The sequence below is a fragment of the Huijunlia imazamoxiresistens genome (assembly GCF_037132455.1).
GTDB classification, from domain to species: domain Bacteria; phylum Bacteroidota; class Bacteroidia; order Chitinophagales; family Chitinophagaceae; genus Flavisolibacter; species Flavisolibacter imazamoxiresistens.
Genome location: NZ_JBBBEI010000003.1, coordinates 338,175 through 354,324 on the forward strand (window position 1 = coordinate 338,175; position 16,150 = coordinate 354,324).

At 57.6% G+C, this 16,150-nt stretch carries 10 protein-coding genes and 1 pseudogene; 5 read left to right on the forward strand and 6 right to left on the reverse strand.

What is annotated here, in order from left to right; translation table 11 throughout:
• Positions 1–4: 4 nt before the first annotated feature.
• From V9K67_RS05250 to V9K67_RS05270, 5 genes are all read right to left on the reverse strand, one after another.
• Positions 5–1,729 carry a sodium:solute symporter family protein gene (locus V9K67_RS05250; protein ID WP_336720584.1) on the reverse strand — a complete coding sequence of 575 codons (1,725 nt, stop codon included), beginning with the start codon at positions 1,727–1,729 and terminating at the stop codon, positions 5–7.
• Positions 1,726–1,854, reverse strand: a complete 129-nt coding sequence (locus V9K67_RS05255) for a hypothetical protein (protein WP_336720585.1) — start codon at positions 1,852–1,854, stop codon at positions 1,726–1,728. Before V9K67_RS05255 ends, V9K67_RS05250 begins: the two co-directional genes overlap by 4 nt.
• Positions 1,855–1,912: 58 nt before the next feature.
• Positions 1,913–2,074, reverse strand: a complete 162-nt coding sequence (locus tag V9K67_RS05260) for a hypothetical protein (RefSeq protein ID WP_336720586.1) — start codon at positions 2,072–2,074, stop codon at positions 1,913–1,915.
• Entirely contained in the window at positions 2,074–4,533 is a 2,460-nt protein-coding gene (locus V9K67_RS05265; RefSeq protein ID WP_336720587.1) for a PIG-L family deacetylase, read from the reverse strand. Before V9K67_RS05265 ends, V9K67_RS05260 begins: the two co-directional genes overlap by 1 nt.
• Before the next feature lie 290 nt (positions 4,534–4,823).
• Positions 4,824–5,783 carry a TIGR03885 family FMN-dependent LLM class oxidoreductase gene (locus V9K67_RS05270; protein ID WP_336720589.1) on the reverse strand — a complete coding sequence of 320 codons (960 nt, stop codon included), beginning with the start codon at positions 5,781–5,783 and terminating at the stop codon, positions 4,824–4,826.
• 85 nt (positions 5,784–5,868) lie between these two features.
• Between V9K67_RS05270 and V9K67_RS05275 the strand changes: the two genes are divergently transcribed.
• Together V9K67_RS05275 and V9K67_RS05280 are read left to right on the forward strand one after the other, a co-directional pair.
• Positions 5,869–6,750: a bestrophin family protein gene (locus V9K67_RS05275; RefSeq protein ID WP_336720590.1), complete on the forward strand. Its 882-nt coding sequence runs from the start codon at positions 5,869–5,871 to the stop codon at positions 6,748–6,750.
• Positions 6,751–6,912: 162 nt separating this feature from the next.
• Positions 6,913–8,430 (forward strand): annotated as a pseudogene (locus V9K67_RS05280) (IS1182 family transposase); the annotation flags it as partial.
• A gap of 221 nt (positions 8,431–8,651) precedes the next feature.
• Here V9K67_RS05280 and V9K67_RS05285 read toward each other — a convergent pair.
• Positions 8,652–13,406 carry a translocation/assembly module TamB domain-containing protein gene (locus V9K67_RS05285; protein WP_336720591.1) on the reverse strand — a complete coding sequence of 1,585 codons (4,755 nt, stop codon included), beginning with the start codon at positions 13,404–13,406 and terminating at the stop codon, positions 8,652–8,654.
• 189 nt (positions 13,407–13,595) lie between these two features.
• Here V9K67_RS05285 and V9K67_RS05290 point away from each other — a divergent pair, with 189 nt between their 5' ends.
• The 3 genes from V9K67_RS05290 to smpB all read left to right on the forward strand — a co-directional run bounded on the left by V9K67_RS05290 (position 13,596) and on the right by smpB (position 16,146).
• Positions 13,596–14,618, forward strand: coding sequence for an isoaspartyl peptidase/L-asparaginase family protein (locus V9K67_RS05290; RefSeq protein ID WP_336720593.1), 1,023 nt, complete (start codon positions 13,596–13,598; stop codon positions 14,616–14,618).
• Between the two features lie 146 nt (positions 14,619–14,764).
• Positions 14,765–15,679, forward strand: a complete 915-nt coding sequence (gene accD, locus V9K67_RS05295) for an acetyl-CoA carboxylase, carboxyltransferase subunit beta (protein ID WP_336720594.1) — start codon at positions 14,765–14,767, stop codon at positions 15,677–15,679.
• A 32-nt stretch (positions 15,680–15,711) separates the two neighbouring features.
• Positions 15,712–16,146: an SsrA-binding protein gene (smpB, locus tag V9K67_RS05300; protein ID WP_336720595.1), complete on the forward strand. Its 435-nt coding sequence runs from the start codon at positions 15,712–15,714 to the stop codon at positions 16,144–16,146.
• The last annotated feature ends 4 nt before the right edge of the window (positions 16,147–16,150 follow it).

The window sequence follows — 16,150 nt, forward strand, 5'->3', positions numbered from 1 at the left end:
TTGCTTACTGCCTTTTACTCACGGCCTGCAATCCCAGCCCTACCACCACCATGCCTACGGCGCCGATGGCGTTCAGCCAGAGGAAGGAAATGTCGGGGAGGAAGCGGAAAGGCGGCAGCTGCTCGTTGAAAAACAGGATCACCACGAAGGTCTCCACGATCAGGGCGGCCCAGAAGGTGGCGTGGCCTCCCACCCTTTTGACGTAAAAAGCGATGAGGAAAATGCCGAGGATCACGCCGTAAAACAGGGAGCCCAGCACGTTCACCGCCTCGATCAGGCTTTGGCCCAGGCTGCTGGAAAACTGCGCCACCAGGATGCAGAACACACCCCAGGCAAGGGTGTACAGCTTCGACATACGGTAGTCGCTCAGGTCGTCGGCAGGGGCGGCAAAGCGCCGGTGAAAATCCACCATGGTGCTGGAAGCCAGCGAATTGAGGGCCGCCGCAATAGAGCCCCAGGCGGCCAGGAAAATGATGGCGATCAGCAGCCCCTTGAGCCCCGCGGGCAGGTGCTGCTTCACAAAGGACAGAAAGATGTAGTTGGTATCGTTGGTATCGCGGTGGCTGACCTTCAGGCTCAGGGCCCGGAACTGGGCCCGCATGCCTTCGGCCTCGCCGTTGAGGGTTTGCAGCTCTTTGCCCAGGGTATGGAGCGAAGCGGTATCGCCCATTTTCCAGGAGTGGGTATAGGCGGCGGCGGCCTGCAGCTTCCGCCGGCCGAGGGCGTCGCTTTTCGCCTGTAGGGCGCTAACCGAATCGCGGTAAGCCGACGCCTGCGCATCGGCCACCAGTCCGTCGTTGAATGAAAGGGGGGCGGCATGAAACTGGTAAAAGGCAAACACCAGCACCCCGATCAGCAGGATAAAGAACTGCATGGGCACCTTCACCAGCCCGTTCATCAGCAGGCCCAGGCGGCTCTCGGTATTGTTCTGGGCGGTCAGGTAGCGGCCTACCTGCGACTGGTCGGTGCCGAAATACGAAAGCGCCAGGAAAAAGCCGCCGATCAGGCCGCTCCAGATGTTGTAGCGGTCGTTCCAGTTAAAGCTTCCCTCCTGGTGGCCGGTAGTAATGACATTGAGCTTGCCCATGCGGCCGCTCACGTGCAGGGCGTCGAGGAAGCCCACCTCCGCCGGCAGCAGCTTTACTACGAAATAACCGGTAAAGAACAGGCCGGCAAAGATGATCAGCAGCTGCAGCTGCTGGGTGTAGGCCACCGCCCGGGCGCCGCCGGTAACGGTATAAATGATCAGCAGCCCGCCCATGAGGATGTTGGTCCAATAAATGTCCCAGCCAAAGAGCGACGAAAGAATGAGCGAGGGCGCATAAATGGAAATGCCCGTGGACAGCCCGCGCTGCAGCAGGAAGAGAAAAGAAGTAAGCGTCCGGGTTTTGTTGTCAAAACGCTTTTCCAAAAACTCGTAGGCCGTATACACCTTCAGGCGGTTGAACAGGGGCACGAAGGTGATGCAGATGACCACCATCGCCAGCGGCAGGCCAAAATAATACTGCACGAACCGCATGCCGTCGGCATAGGCCTGGCCGGGCCCGGACAGAAAAGTAACGGCGCTGGCCTGCGTACCCATAATGCTCAGGAGCACCAGGTACCAGGGCAGGCTGCGGTTGGACAGGAAATAGCCCTCCAGGTTCTTGGTGCAGCGGCTTTTGTAGACGCCGTACACCACGATGCCCAGCAGCGTTGCAATCAATACCAGCCAGTCGATTCCCGTCATGAGAAATATTTGGTCAGTTGGTAAAACAGGAAAATCTGGAGCGCCAGGAAGGCGATCACCAGCAGGTACCAGTGCTTCCAGCTGCTGAAAAAGGGAACTTTATCGTTGCTCTTGTTGTTTTCCATGTGGTTGATTCGGGTCCTATCTTTTGCTTATTGCATTTTGCCTATTGCTGATTGCTGATTATCGCCTGCGCAGCAGGCCGCTGGCCAGCAGGCCGATGACGAGGCCCAGCACCAGGCCCAGCTGAACCTTTTTGATAAAGATGCCGAGGACGTAGCCCAGCAGGATAACGAAAATAAACGCCACCCGCCCCCGTTTGCCATCCGGTTTGCCGCCGCTCATTAAAACGACTTTTTCTGGTTCAGCGCCAGGATATTGGCCCAGAGGCGGAAAGCCCCCGGCACCCCTTCGGGCAACTGCCGGAAGAAGGTGAGGCCGGTGTACACAAAGGTGCCCTGGCCGTAGCGGGCCACCACCAGGCTGCCCCCATCGGGCTGCTCGCCCTTGTCGTTCAGCGACAGCACGGTTTCAAAATTCTTGTCCAGGGCGGTGGCATGGTAGGTGCTCCGCTCCTGCACCCAGCCTTTGAAATCGTCCGGGCCGATCTTATTGGGAACGTTCAATACGGGATGACCGGGGTTCAGCACCTGCACCGGGGCGTTCTCGTCGGTTACCCGGGTACGGCTCAGGCTGAACGGGTACGGTCCCATGGCCGGCAGGTTGCCCAGCTGGTTGTACTGGACGATATAGTTGCCGCCTTCCTTTACATACTGCATCAGCCGTCCGTAGAAGCTGTTCAGCCAGGGCAGGGCGTTATAGGCCCGTACCCCCGCGATGATGGCGTCGTATTGTTTCAAATTATTCTTCGACAGCTCCTTGGCGGTCAGCAGCACCACCTCGTACCCCATCTGCTCCAGGGCTTCGGGCACCTTGTCGCCGGCGCCCACGATATAACCGATCCGCTTGCCGGCGGTCTTCACGTCGAGCAGCTCTACCTTGGTCACCGCTTTTTTGAACCAGGTGATGGCAGGGATATGGTCGTAGTCGATGGACAGCAGGCTGTAGCCCGGCCGGCCGTCATCGGGAGCAATGTTCAGGCGGTACGCCTTTTCCTGCAGCGAGGAAGGGGCGAAAGCGGTTTGGTAGGCCTGCCCTTTTTTGAGCGACAGGGGACCCAGCAGCAGGGGCAGCGTATCGGTGGCGGCCGGGCCTACCTGTACGGCGGGAACCGGTGCCGGCACGCCGATGTCCTTGCGGGCGGTGAGGCCCACGTCCATGGTGTTGCCCAGGGCGTTTTTAAGGTAATAGGCCTGCATTTCCGAAAAAGTCACCGGCGGCAGCACCACGAACGGCTGGTACAGCTCGCCTTTTACCTGGTCGGTGTATTTGTAGCGCAGGGGGCGGGAAAAACGGAACGCTTCGCCGGCGATGGCCAGGGTGAAATGAACCATATAGGCGGGCTGGATGTCCGGCTCGCCGATAAGCTGTTGGTTGGATACGGTAAAGGCGCCTTCCGTCATACGCTCCTGCAGCCAGTAGGGCTGGGTAATGGGCTTGGTGGCGGGCACAGATATGGTCTTTTGCAGGAACAGGTTGCGGTTGGGCTCTAAGGTCATGCCGAGGGTCGTATCGACCCCTTCCATTTCGATCCGGTTCAGGCGGATGCCGTTGCCCAGCCGGTCGTTTGCAATAAAGTTCACGGTTACCGAATCGGTCTGGGCCACGGAGGGCTGGGTGGTGTAGGCTTCCACCCACAGGCCGCTGGCCTGGCCGATCAGCTGCTCCACTTCTTTCAGCTTTTGTTGTTTCCAGTACCCGTCGGGCAGCGCTTTAAGGGTTTTATGGAGCGCCGCCAGCCGGGGCACCGACTTCTGGGGTTGGTGGAAATCGAAGGTTTCCAGTGCTTTCTGCACTTCCTGGGCAACCCGGCTGCTGCCCGGCACCCGCTTCCAGCTCAGGTCGATGCCTTCCAGCAGGTCGGTTTTCGGGGCGGGTCCGCCGGTGGTGGCAAAATATTCCAGTGCCTCGCCCCTGCCGCGGGCCGATCCAAACCCCTGGCTTTTGTGCTGGCTGCGGCTTTCGGCGGCAATTTCGCCATATCCTTTTCCCAGCAGGGCGTTGAAGCCGCCCACATCCACCCGGAACTGGTCGGGACGGGTGGTATTGTTGCCGCCGAAGTTGAAGGTGTTCCACAGGATGCGCCTTGCCTGCCAGGGCTGCACGAAGGCCAGCTGCTCGGGAAAGCGTTTGGGGTCGGCGGCGGCGCGGAAGGCTTCGTTGGCCAGGAGGGCCGAAGCCGTATGGTGGCCGTGGCCGCCTTCGCCCGTGGTGGGGAACCGGGTAATGATGACGTCGGGCTGGAACTTGCGAATCACCCAGACCACGTCGGACAGGATCTTTTCCTTGTCCCAGTGGGCAAAGGTTTCTTCGGGGTTTTTGGAAAAGCCGAAATCGTAGGCGCGGGAAAAGAACTGTTCCGCCCCGTCGATGCGGCGGGCGGCCAGCAGTTCCTGGGTGCGGATGAGGCCCAGCGCCACGCCCTGCTCGTTGCCGATGAGGTTTTGCCCGCCGTCGCCGCGGGTTAGCGACAGGTAGCCGGTGCGGTACTGGCGGTCCTTAGCCAGGTACGCCAGCAGGCGGGTATTTTCATCGTCGGGGTGAGCGGCAATGTAGAGCACGCTGCCCAGCACGTTCAGCTTCCGCAGGCCATGGTAAATATCGGCCGAGGAATAAGGTACCGGCGCCTGCGCCCCTGCCCCAAGGGCCAGCAGGAGCAGGAAAAAAAGGAAACATCTTTTCATGAACCAGGTCTATGGTTGATTGGTAAATGGTTGGAGAATGGTTGTTGCTAACGGGGGGCAAGATAAGAAGGAAAGGGTGTTCCCCCGCCCGGTTCGGAGGGTCCCCAAAGACGAGTTTAACAATGTCGTTAACAAAAAGCCCCCCGCTTGGGCGGAGGGCCGTCGTTGCCGGTGGGTTTAGGCTAACCTGAAAAGGCAACTGTTCAAAAATAGGCATTTGCCCCAAACAAAAGCCCATCCGCATCAGGGCGTTTTTTTACAGGGGAGTAATTCCCGGTGCGGCCGGCTTCCTATTTCAAAAAGGGCAGCACTTTTTCACCAAAATCGTCGATAAAAGTTTCCTGGTTGCGGTTCACGTTATGGAGGATGATCTTCTCAAAGCCCATATCGATGTATTGCCGGATCCAGCCCAGGTGTTCCCCGGGATCGGCCGAAATGTGCACCATTTTGAACATATCCTCCGGCCGGATGAACTGGGCGGCGGTATCGAAGTGGGCCACTTTCCAGAGGTCGCCCAGAACCGTGCCCTGGAAAATGTTGGTCCGCCACTGGTCATGGGCGCCCTGCAGGGCCTCTTCGGCGGTACGGGCATAGGAAAGCTGCACCTTCAGGTACAGGGGTTTGCCCGCGCCCCCGCCCTTTCGGAACGCGTCCACCACTTTTTTCAGGTCTTCCAGGGGCTGGTGCACCGTCAGCAGGCCGTCGGCCCAGGCGCCCAGCCAACCGGCGGTTTCTTTGGTCACCGCGGCCCCGATCAGCGGGGGAGCTTTCGCCGGAAGGGTGTACAGGCGGGCGCCCTCCACCTTTATGGTACCGCTATGGGTAACCGTTTCGCCCCGGAACAGCCGCCGCATCACCTCCGTACATTCCAGCAGGCGGGCATTGCGCTCACCTTTTTCGGGCCACTTTTCCCCCGTGATCTTTTCGTTCAGGGCCTCGCCGCTGCCGAGGGCCATCCAGAAGCGGTCCGGGAACAGCTCGCAAAGCGTGGCCGCCGCCTGGGCCACAATCGCCGGGTGCTGCCGCTGCCCGGGAGCGCACACCACCCCAAAGGGGATGGAAGTGGCCTGCATGGCGGCGCCCAGCCACGAGAAGGAATAACCGCTTTGCCCCTGCCGTTCACTCCAGGGATGAAAATGATCGGAGGAATTAACGGCCCCGAAGCCGGCCTTTTCGGCCCTTACGGCCCAGGCCAGCAACTCGCTGGGGCGGAACTGTTCGTGGGATGCCTGGTAAGCGATGGTTGTCATAAAGAAGTCCGGCGATTGTTTTTGCTGTTCCGGTACCCGTTCAGTACAAAATCTACGCCTACATTTGCCCCCACATTTGTTATTTATGATCAGTTATAATCCTAAGGACTGGGCCCGGTTCATTTTTATTTTTCACAAGTACGACACCTTCCGCAAGCTGATGCCCCTGATGCTGGCCATCGGCGGTTATGCCGCCCTGGTAGCCTGGCTGGAAACCGACTATTTCCGGCTGGCCGACTCCCACCACTTAAAAAATATTTCGCTGCTGCACACCCTCCTGGGCTTTGCCATTTCCATGCTGCTGGTATTCCGGACCAACACGGCCTACGACCGCTGGTGGGAAGGACGCCGCCAGTGGGGCTCCCTGGTCAACAACAGCCGCAACCTGGCCATCAAGCTCAACAGCCTGCTGGGGCACGACGATGTCCAGAACCGCAGCTTTTTCAAACAGCTCATTCCCCGCTTCGCCTTCGAGCTGATGCGGCACCTGCAAAACGAGGAAACGCGGTTCGTGCTGGACGACCACCCGCATCCCGAAATTCCCAACTTCGACCGCAACAAGCATATCCCCAACCAGGTGGCTTCCCTGATCATGAGCCGCCTTCACCTGCTGCACCGCCAGCAGCGCATCAGCGGCGAAGAGTTGCTGTTCCTGAATGGCGAGATTTCTTCCTTCCTCGACATCTGCGGCGCCTGCGAACGGATCAAGAACACCCCCATCCCCTACTCGTACAGCGCTTTCATCAAAAAGTTCATCTTCTTTTACGTGGTCACCCTTCCGCTGGGCTATGTGTTCAACCTGGGCTACCTGATCATCCCTGTCGTGATCTTCGTGCTCTACGTGCTGGGCAGCCTCGAACTGATCGCCGAAGAAATCGAAGACCCCTTCGGCCGCGACGCCAACGACCTGCCGATGCAGCGCATTAGTGAGAATATTCGGAAGAATGTGGGGGAGATTCTGGGTTAAGTTTACGGGTTTACGGGTTGGCGTAACTCCGGCAGGAACATCCAGGCTGAACGACAAGAGGCTGTCTCAAAAGTAGGCAGCCTCTTTTTTTATTTTAAGCTATTGGAAGGGGCTTGGGTTTTTCTTTATTTTGAAGGTATGGCTCGAGGTAAATCCCATAAAGTGGTTTTTAAACAGACCCACCAACATCAGCTCTCCTTGCTGCCCCCTTCCCTGGACGAACTCCTGGCAGCCCAACACCCCGTACGCGTGGTCAATGCCGTGCTGGATAAAGTTGACATCACCGAACTGCTCAGCCAGTATAAACCCGGCGGCACCAGTTCCTACCACCCCCGCATGCTGCTCAAGGTGCTGGTTTACGCCTACATCAATAATATTTACAGCAGCCGTAAAATCGAGCAGGCTATCAAGGAGCACATTCCCTTTATGTGGCTGGCGGCCATGAACCAGCCCGACCACAATACCATCAACCGCTTCCGGGGTAAACGACTGCAGAAAACCCTTCAGCCTATTTTCACCCAGGTGGTGCTGCTGCTTTGCGAAGAAGGCCTGCTCAGCATTAAAGACCTCTATACCGACGGTACCAAGCTGGAGGCCAATGCCAACCGCTACACCTTTGTGTGGGGCAAAAGCATAGAAACCAACCGCGAACGCATCAAAAAGCAGTTGAACGAGCTGTGGCAATATGCCCAAAGCATTGCCGCCCAGGAACTGGAAGAGCCCGATCCGCCCTCCTTTGACAGGATCGATGCGGAAAAGGTGGAGAAGACCATTGAAAAGATCAATGAAGCCATCCGGGATAAAGAGGTCAGCAAGGGCGTAAAGCAAAAGCTGGCCTATGCAAAGAAGCACTGGCCCGCCAACCTCAAAAAGTATGAGCAGCAGGAAAAGATACTGGGCGAAAAACGCAGCTCTTACTCCAAGACCGATAAGGATGCCACCTTTATGCGCCTGAAGGAAGACCACATGAAAAACGGCCAGCTCAAGGCGGCTTATAATGTACAGATCTCTACCAACGGGCAGTTTGTGGCGGGCTATTCCATTCATCAAAACACTACGGACACCAATACGCTGATCCCTCACCTGGAGCAACTCAAGGAGCAATATGGCGCACTGCCCCAAAATCTTACTGCTGATGCGGGCTATGGCAGTGAGGAGAACTACCATTGGCTGGAAGAGCAGGGCATAGAGGCCTATGTGAAGTATGGGAACTTTGACCGCCAGCAGAACAGCACCATTCAAAGTAAAACTCCTTTTTCCCCTGATAAGCTCTATTACAATAAGGAGCAGGACTACTATGTCTGCCCCATGGGTCAGCGCATGGATCGCATCGGCACAGGCAGCAGAACTACTACCACAGGCTTCAAGCAGACCGTCAGCCGTTACGGGGCTAAGAACTGCGAGGGTTGTCCGCTCAGAGGGGTATGCCATAAAAGCCAGGGCAACCGGGTCATAGAAGTAAACCATCGCCTGGGTGAGTTGAAAAGCAAAGCGAAGGAGCGCCTATTAAGCGAGGAAGGGATCTGGCATCGAAAGCGCAGGTGCTGTGATGTGGAACCGGTGTTTGGAAACATTAAGCAAAACCATCATTTCAGGAGATTTATGCTCAGGGGTATCAAAAAGGTGGGCGTGGAAACCGGCTTGTTGCTGCTGGCGCACAACTTAAGGAAGAAAATGGCTGCAAAAGAGTCGGAGCCGGGCAAAACCGGGGTGAAAAGTCTTGAAAATGGCCATTGCTATCACCTGGCCGCTTAATAACATCAGTTACCACTTCAAAATACAATAGCCCCTATACAGCTTAATAGAAAAAGAGGCTGCCTCAAAAATCGCTTTTGAGACAGCCTCTTCTTCCGGACGGCCGCCAGCAACTCGTAAACCCGTGAACTTGTAAACTTGTAAACTCATTTATTCTCGGGCATTTCAAACGGTTTTTCCGTCTGCGGCACCACGGGGAGTTGTTTTTTGCGGCGGCGGCCGAAGAAAAATTCGGTGATGGTGTCGTACTCGCGGCGGTAGGAGATGTTGGCGCCGGTACGCTTGGTACGCAAGCCTGCCCCCGCCGATATGCCCCCGATGAAGTCGAGGTTCTGGCGGTAAAAGAAGGAGGCCCGGATGGTGCCGGATTTGTTGATCAGCCATTCCGCCGTCACGTCGGGCAGGAACTGGACGGTCTGCTGGATGTTCGACTGCAGCGGCACGTCGAAGGTGCTGCCGAAGGTGATGTTGAAGCGGTTGTCGAAAAACGGCTGGCTGACCGTCAGGTTCAGGTTGCTCTGGTTGATGTTGAAGCCCCGGCTGCCCTGGTCGATCAGGTTGCGGTTGTAGACCGAGCCGGTAAAGTTGACCGTAAGGTCGGTATTGCCTAAAATCCGCGACAGCAACTCGTTCAGGCGCTTGTTCACCTCGCCGAACAGCAGGCCCGACAGGGTGCTGTAGGCAAATTCCTCGAAGGGCCGGAAGCCGGCGCCCTGGGTGGCCTCGTAGGGATAAAAACTGTTGAACACGATCAGGCCGGACACCTGCTTGCTCAGCTCGTTGGGGTTCTTTTCGATCTGCTGAATGGCATAGGGCAAGGTCGGATCCCGGTTGAGGACGGAGTTGTCGAGCAGCTCCAGCTTGAAGTTCAGGGTAGGTTTGAACAGCTCGTCGGTCATCACCAGGATCACGTTCACATCGCCCCGGTACGTGTTCAGGGTCTTGTCGAGGGCCAGGCCCGACACCAGGGGCGCAAAGGACACGTTATCCGCCCGGTACACCGCCTCCACGTGCATAGTAGCGCCGTAAGGATCCCCTTTCCATTCAATATAGTTGTTGGCGCCGGGGCGCAGGTACAGCGGCTTTTTGATGAACGACTGGAAGCTGTAGGTGTAGCTGCCGTCCCGTAGGTCGAAGCGGCCCCGCAGCTGGAGCGGCTCGTTGGTGCCGGCGGTGATCTGCAGGTTGCCCGAACCGCGCCCCTTGATGATGTCGGCGGTCTGCTCGTCCAGGATCACTTCCATATTGACCATGGGGTTGGCCGTCATGCTCACCATGTAGGTCATCTTGGTACCACCGCTCTTGTAGCGCTCCCCGGTCATCTCCTGCCCGTACTTCTTTTCCACCATGAATTCGGCCAGGCCGCTTTCCCGCGAACGCGAAGGCGGCAGCGTGATATAGGAGCTGTCGGTTTCCGAGGCCGACACGTCGATGTTCATCAGCATGTCCTCCTGCGGCCCCACCAGTACCAGGGTGCCGGTGCCCATGGCGCGGCCGTAAAAATCCTGGTTGTCGTTATAGGTGGTATGGAGCAGCTCCATCTGGCGCGACACCACCTTGGCCACGAGGTCGAAGTCCATGTGGTTGAAGCTGCGGTGTTTGATCTTGCCCTGCACCTGGGCGGTATTGCCCAGGCGGTCATGGAGCTTCATCGTTCCGAAGTTGATCTCATCGGCCTTCAGCTCGATCTCGGTATCCTCGATCGTATAAAATACCTGGGTGAAGTTCACCTTCATGCCGGCATTCTTCAGCTGGCCGCGGCCCACGTAATCGCGGTTGGCGCCTTCGCCCAGGATATCCAGCTTGCCGGTAACGGTGCCCCGGAGGTCGGAAAACAGGAAGCCGATGAAGCGCTCCAGGATCTTTACCGGGTAATTGATCGGCTGGATGCTGATGCGGTCGCGGTGGGCGTTGGTCGAGTCCTTGAAGTCCAGGGCCAGGTCGAACAGGATCTGGTGGTCGGGATCGGCATTGCGGCCGTCGCCGGTGAGCAGGCCGGTCTGGTTGTTATAAAACAGGCCGGCACGCACCTGGCCGATGGAGTCCTGGTCGTAGCGCAATTGCTCGGTGCGCAGGTCGGCGGTGACGTTCATCCGGTTTTGGGGGTCTTCCACCTGGATGTCGCCCGACAGCAGGCCCTCGATGCGTTCCCGCGGCAGGAAGATGGGCATGAGGTCGCCGAGGTTGATGTTGCGCAGCGATACCAGCAGGTCGTTCCAGCTGCCGATCCCGGAGGGCTGGGTGCTGAGGCGGATCTCCTGGTCGGTTTCCCGCAGCACCACCTGGCCGTGCACCATGGTATTCTGGCGGAAGTCCAGCTCGCCGCCCTGCTCGATGTTCCAGGTTTTGCCGTTGAGCACAAAGAAGGAGGGATTGAGCCGCAGCTTCACCCCGTTGGCGAAGGTTTGCACCTGGGCGTCGAGGTTGGCCTGGTTGATGGTCTGGTTGGCGGTGGTGGTGATGGAAATGTCCGAAATATCGTTGCGGGCCTGCAGGCGCAGGTTGGTTTGCGGGAAGCGCAGGCTGTCGGTCACCACCGCGTCGTTGACCTGGCCGGTAACCACCAGGCGGTCCAGGTTGCCGTCGGCCTTCAGGTCCACATCCGAAAAGCGGTACTGGCGAAAGGCGAACTGGGGCACGGTAGCCACCACGTTCAGCGAGTTGGTGGCGATATCGATCGAACCGGACAGGTGGCTGAAGTCGAAGCCGGACAGCCGGCTGTCGAGCAGTTTTACGTAATCCTCCACCTCCCGGGTTTTGATGTCGAAGGTAAACGACTGGGGATGTACGGCTTTGCGGGGCGGTTTGATATAGGAGGGGTAGTAGCGGTTCAGGAACAGCTGGAAGGCATCCGGCAGGGCCTGGAGGTCGAAATTGCCCGTAAGGTTGGCGTCCAGCTCGTTCGACGACACCTGCAGCGTCTTCACGCCATTATGGGTATAGGAGGCGATGCTCAGCGAGTCGAAGGACAGCCGCCGGCCGTTTTGCAGCAGGGTGGCCGTGCCGATGCGGGCGCTGCCCGAGAAATCGCTCAGGGTCTTGCCCGTAAAGTTCAGGTCGAAGACTCCCTTCAGCACCAGCTCTTCCCGGGACAGTTGCAGGGCCTTCAGGTTCAGGTAGCTGATATCGGCATGGGCATCGAACCGGGGCATTTTGTCCCTGAAGTTGATGAGGCCGGCCAGGTGCAGGTCGGCATTGGGGTCCTTCAGGATAAAGTCGCCGTCCAGCAGCCCATTGTTCAGCCGCCCTTTGGCTTTGATATTCTGGTAGGTGTAGCGGTCGTAGTGCAGTTTCCGGATGGTGCCGTCGATGTTCACGTCCAGGTCTTTCCAGTCAAAGCCCTTCCCGGCCACCTTGCCGTCGAAGGCCAGCAGGCCCAGTTGGGAATTGCCCAGAAAGCGGCCCAGCTGGAAGTCGGACGTGGACAGCGTGCCCGAATAGCGGGGCGGGGCGCCGGAAGGAAACTTCATGTTCAGGTCGGTCACCAGCGTGCCCAGGTCGCTCTGGACGCGGCCGTAGGTGACAAAGTCGTTGAAAAAGCCGGTGAAGGTGCCGGTAAAGCTGAGGGATTTCAGGCTTTTCAGATCAGGGGTGGTCACGTTGCGGATCTGGGGCACGAAGCTGACGGCATCGGCATAGGTGGTGCGGAACTGGTTGGCCTTCAGGTTGACGTAGGTGGTATTCACGTCGGGCAGGCCGATCATGTCCAGGTCGCCATTAATATAGGTATTGGGCCCGGCCTGCACGGTCAGGTTCCTGGCCGAGAAGTCGTCCACCGTTCCCTTTGCCCGGCCGTTAAGGGTAAAGGTGCGGTTCCAGTCTTTCAGCTGGGGGGCGAAGAAGGCGATGTCGCCGGAGGTGACGCGGCTGTTGCGGAAGTTGGCCACCATGGTCACCGCATGGAGATAGTTCTTCATGCTGTCGATGTGGCCGAACTTCATGGCGTAGTAGTCGCCCAGCTCGCTGTTGTTGGTTTTGAGGTACAGCTTGCTGAACTCCATCATGGTGGGGAAAAAGCGGTAGTCGGCTTTGAGCGATTGCACGGCAAAGCCGCTGCGCTCCTTGGTGGCCAGGTCGATATGGGCGGTGATGGTGTCCTGCCGCCAGCGGAAGTGGGTGATGCGGCCGTTGATGACCCCGAACTCGAGGTGGCGGTCATCGAAATAGGTATACAGGTCGCGCTCCGTCTGGATGTCGTTTTTAAAGGTGCCGTTCTCGATCTTCAGGCGGTCGACGGCCACCTTCCAGTTCTGCGGGTTCCACTGCAGTACTCCCGGCAGGGGTGCCGGCCGGGGCTTGCGCTTCTTTCGCAGCGAATCGGGGCGGTTGCCCGTATAATCGTACATCCGGAAATAAGGACGCGTCAGCGAAAGGGAGGCGATATCCACCTCCCTGCCGGTAAGGGTAATGTTGCGGGCGTCCATTTCCAGGTAGCCCACCCGCACCTCCATGTCGGCGCCGACCCAGGCGTCCTTTTGCAGGAAGGAGACGTTTTTGAGCTCCACCTTCTTCAGGTTGAAGTGGATGCCGGCTTCTTTTTTCTTGCCGGTGGAGGGGCCGGAGGCAAAATAATCTTCCAGGTAACGATAGTTCCAGACCGAATCGGCACGTTGCAGCTTGATGACGGCGTTTTCCAGTCCTATATATTTAATGTCGGCCTTGTCTTTTAAAATGAACCAGTCGGTGATGCGCACCCGCAGGGCGCCGGCATACAGCAGGGTATCGCGGCGCTGGTCTTCCAGCAGCACGCCCTCCAGGTTCAGGCGGTTGAAAAAGCCGATGCTGACATGCTTGATCTCGATGCGGCTGCGCAGGTCGCGGGACAGCCGGGCTGTCACGCTGTGCACCAGCCAGTTTTGTCCCCATTCTGTTTGTACCAGCCCGATGGCCAAAAGGAGCACAAGCAGAAGGGAAAGAAGTATGCCCAGGAATATCCTTACTGCTTTCCTCAGAAGATGATGATTTAAATTGTAAAAGTAGCTATAAGCGCACTTCAAGCAAATTCGATACCGGCAAAAGAAAAACTATTAACAAAATTGCTCAGCCCGGTGGATAACTAAAGTTGGCGCTTCTTTCCTTACCTTATAGGGATGAAAACAATCCTCTTCCTCCTGCTGCTGCTGCCTATAGCCAGTCCTGACAAACCGCCAAAGGCGGCGGCGGTGGTGCTGGTGATCCACGGCGGGGCGGGCGCCATCAGCCGCCAGCAGTTGGGACCCGAAAGGGAAAAAGCGTACCGCGAAGGCCTGTTGCAGGCCCTGCAGGCCGGTTATGCCCTGTTGCAAAAGGGTGGCTCGGCCCTCGATGCCGTGGAAACGGCGGTACGGCTGCTGGAAGACAACCCGCTGTTCAATGCGGGCAAGGGGGCCGTATTTACCCAGGACGGCCGCAACGAGCTGGATGCCTCCATCATGGACGGCAACACCCTGGCGGCGGGAGCGGTAGCCGGGGTGACCACCGTCAAAAACCCCGTCAGCGCTGCCCGGGCCGTCATGGAAAAAAGCCCCCACGTGCTGCTGGCGGGGCCCGGCGCCGACCAATTCGCCGCCGAACAGGGACTCGACACGGTGCCCCCCTCCTATTTCCGTACCGACGAGCGCTGGAAGGGCTACCAAAAGTCCCGGCAGCAGGATTCGCTCCGCCGCCTGCCCGACAGCAGCCGCGACCACAGCCGGGTGCTCCCGGCGCCTGTGGATAAATTCGGCACGGTAGGCGCCGTGGCCCTGGACCGGCAGGGCAACCTGGCGGCCGCCACCAGCACCGGCGGCATGAGCAACAAAAAGTACGGCCGCATCGGCGACTCGCCCCTGATCGGGGCCGGCACCTATGCCAACAATGCCACCTGCGCCGTCAGCTGCACGGGCTGGGGCGAATACTTTATCCGCCTGGTGGTGGCCAAAACCGTCAGCGACCTGGTCGAATACAAAAAGTACCCCCTGCAGCGGGCCGCCAGCGAACTGATCCTGCAGCAGGTGCCCCGGCTGGGCGGCGACGGCGGCCTTATTGCCGTGGATAAGGCCGGCAACATTGCCCTACCGTTCAACACCGCCGGCATGTTCCGCGCCTACACCACTCCCCGGGGAGAACTGGTGGTGAAAATATATAAGGAATAAGGTATTGGTTAATTTGTTAATTGGTTAGTTGGGATATTCGGAAACCTTAACCGATCCTCTGTCGGGGCCTAATTCCTAATTCCCAATACCTAATTCCTGAATTCTTAATTGAACTCCTATATTTGCGGGAACTGTAATCTTTCTTTATGGCGCAACAATTTGAAGATTTCGATGCGAACCTGGCAGGTGAAGAAGGGAAGACCGAAGAGACGAAAACCAGCTGGTTCAAACGCATTAAGAAAGGAATCTTAACTCCTTCCTCTGAAAAAAAAGAAGCACCCGAGGGGCTGTGGACCAAATGTCCCGACTGCAATTACATCTGTACGGTAAGTGACCTGCGCGAGGCACATTTTGTTTGCCCCAAGTGCAACTACCACCACCGCATCGGCAGCAGCGAATACTACGACATCGTTTTCGACGATAAAGAATACACCGAACTGTTCGAAAATATCCGTTCCAAGGACCTGCTTGGCTTTACCGACCTGAAATCCTACCAGGTGCGCCTGGAAGAAACCTGGAAGAAAAGCGACCTGACCGATTCGATGCGGGTGGCCGTGGGCAAGATCGACGGCCAGGATATCGTCATCGCCTGCATGGACTTCGAGTTTATCGGCGGATCGCTGGGCAGCGTCATGGGCGAAAAATTCAGCCGGGCGGTGGACCATTGCATCGAGCACAAAATGCCCTACATGGTCATTTCCAAAAGCGGCGGCGCCCGCATGATGGAAAGCGCCTTTTCCCTGATGCAGCTGGCCAAGACCAGCGGCAAGCTCTCCCAGCTCTCCGATGCCGGCCTCCCCTACATCTCGATGCTGACCGACCCCACCTTTGGCGGCATCTCGGCCTCCTTCGGCATGCTGGGCGACCTCAATATCGCCGAACCCGGCGCCCTGATCGGATTCGCCGGCCCCCGGGTTATTAAGGAAACCATTAAAAAGGACCTGCCCCCCGGCTTCCAACGCAGCGAATTCATCCTGGAACACGGCTTCCTGGACTTTATCGTGGACCGGAAAGAACTGAAAAGCAAGCTGTCCAACCTGCTGACGCTTTTCTCCCATTAATTATTCACCCGTGCCCGCAATGCGCTCTCATCATGGATATTAAAAATCGCTCCGCCTATTTCGAGTATTATATTGAGGACAAGTACGTGGCCGGCATCGTGCTGACCGGAACGGAGATCAAATCGCTGCGGGCCGGCAAAGCGAGCTTCAACGACAGTTACTGCATTTTTCACGGCAATGAACTGTTCATACGCTCGCTGCACATAGCCGAATACACCTTCGGCACCGTCAACAACCACGACCCGGTACGCGAACGGAAACTGTTATTGAACCGCAGGGAACTAAAGAAAATGCAGGCCGCCATCAAGGAAAAGGGGTATACAATAATTCCTTTGAGGATTTTCCTTAATGAAAAAAATTTAGCTAAATTGGAAGTAGGATTGGCTAAAGGTAAAAAGCTGCACGATAAACGCGAAACCATCAAACAACGGGATACCCAAAGAGAAATCAAGCGTTATATCAAATAAGTTG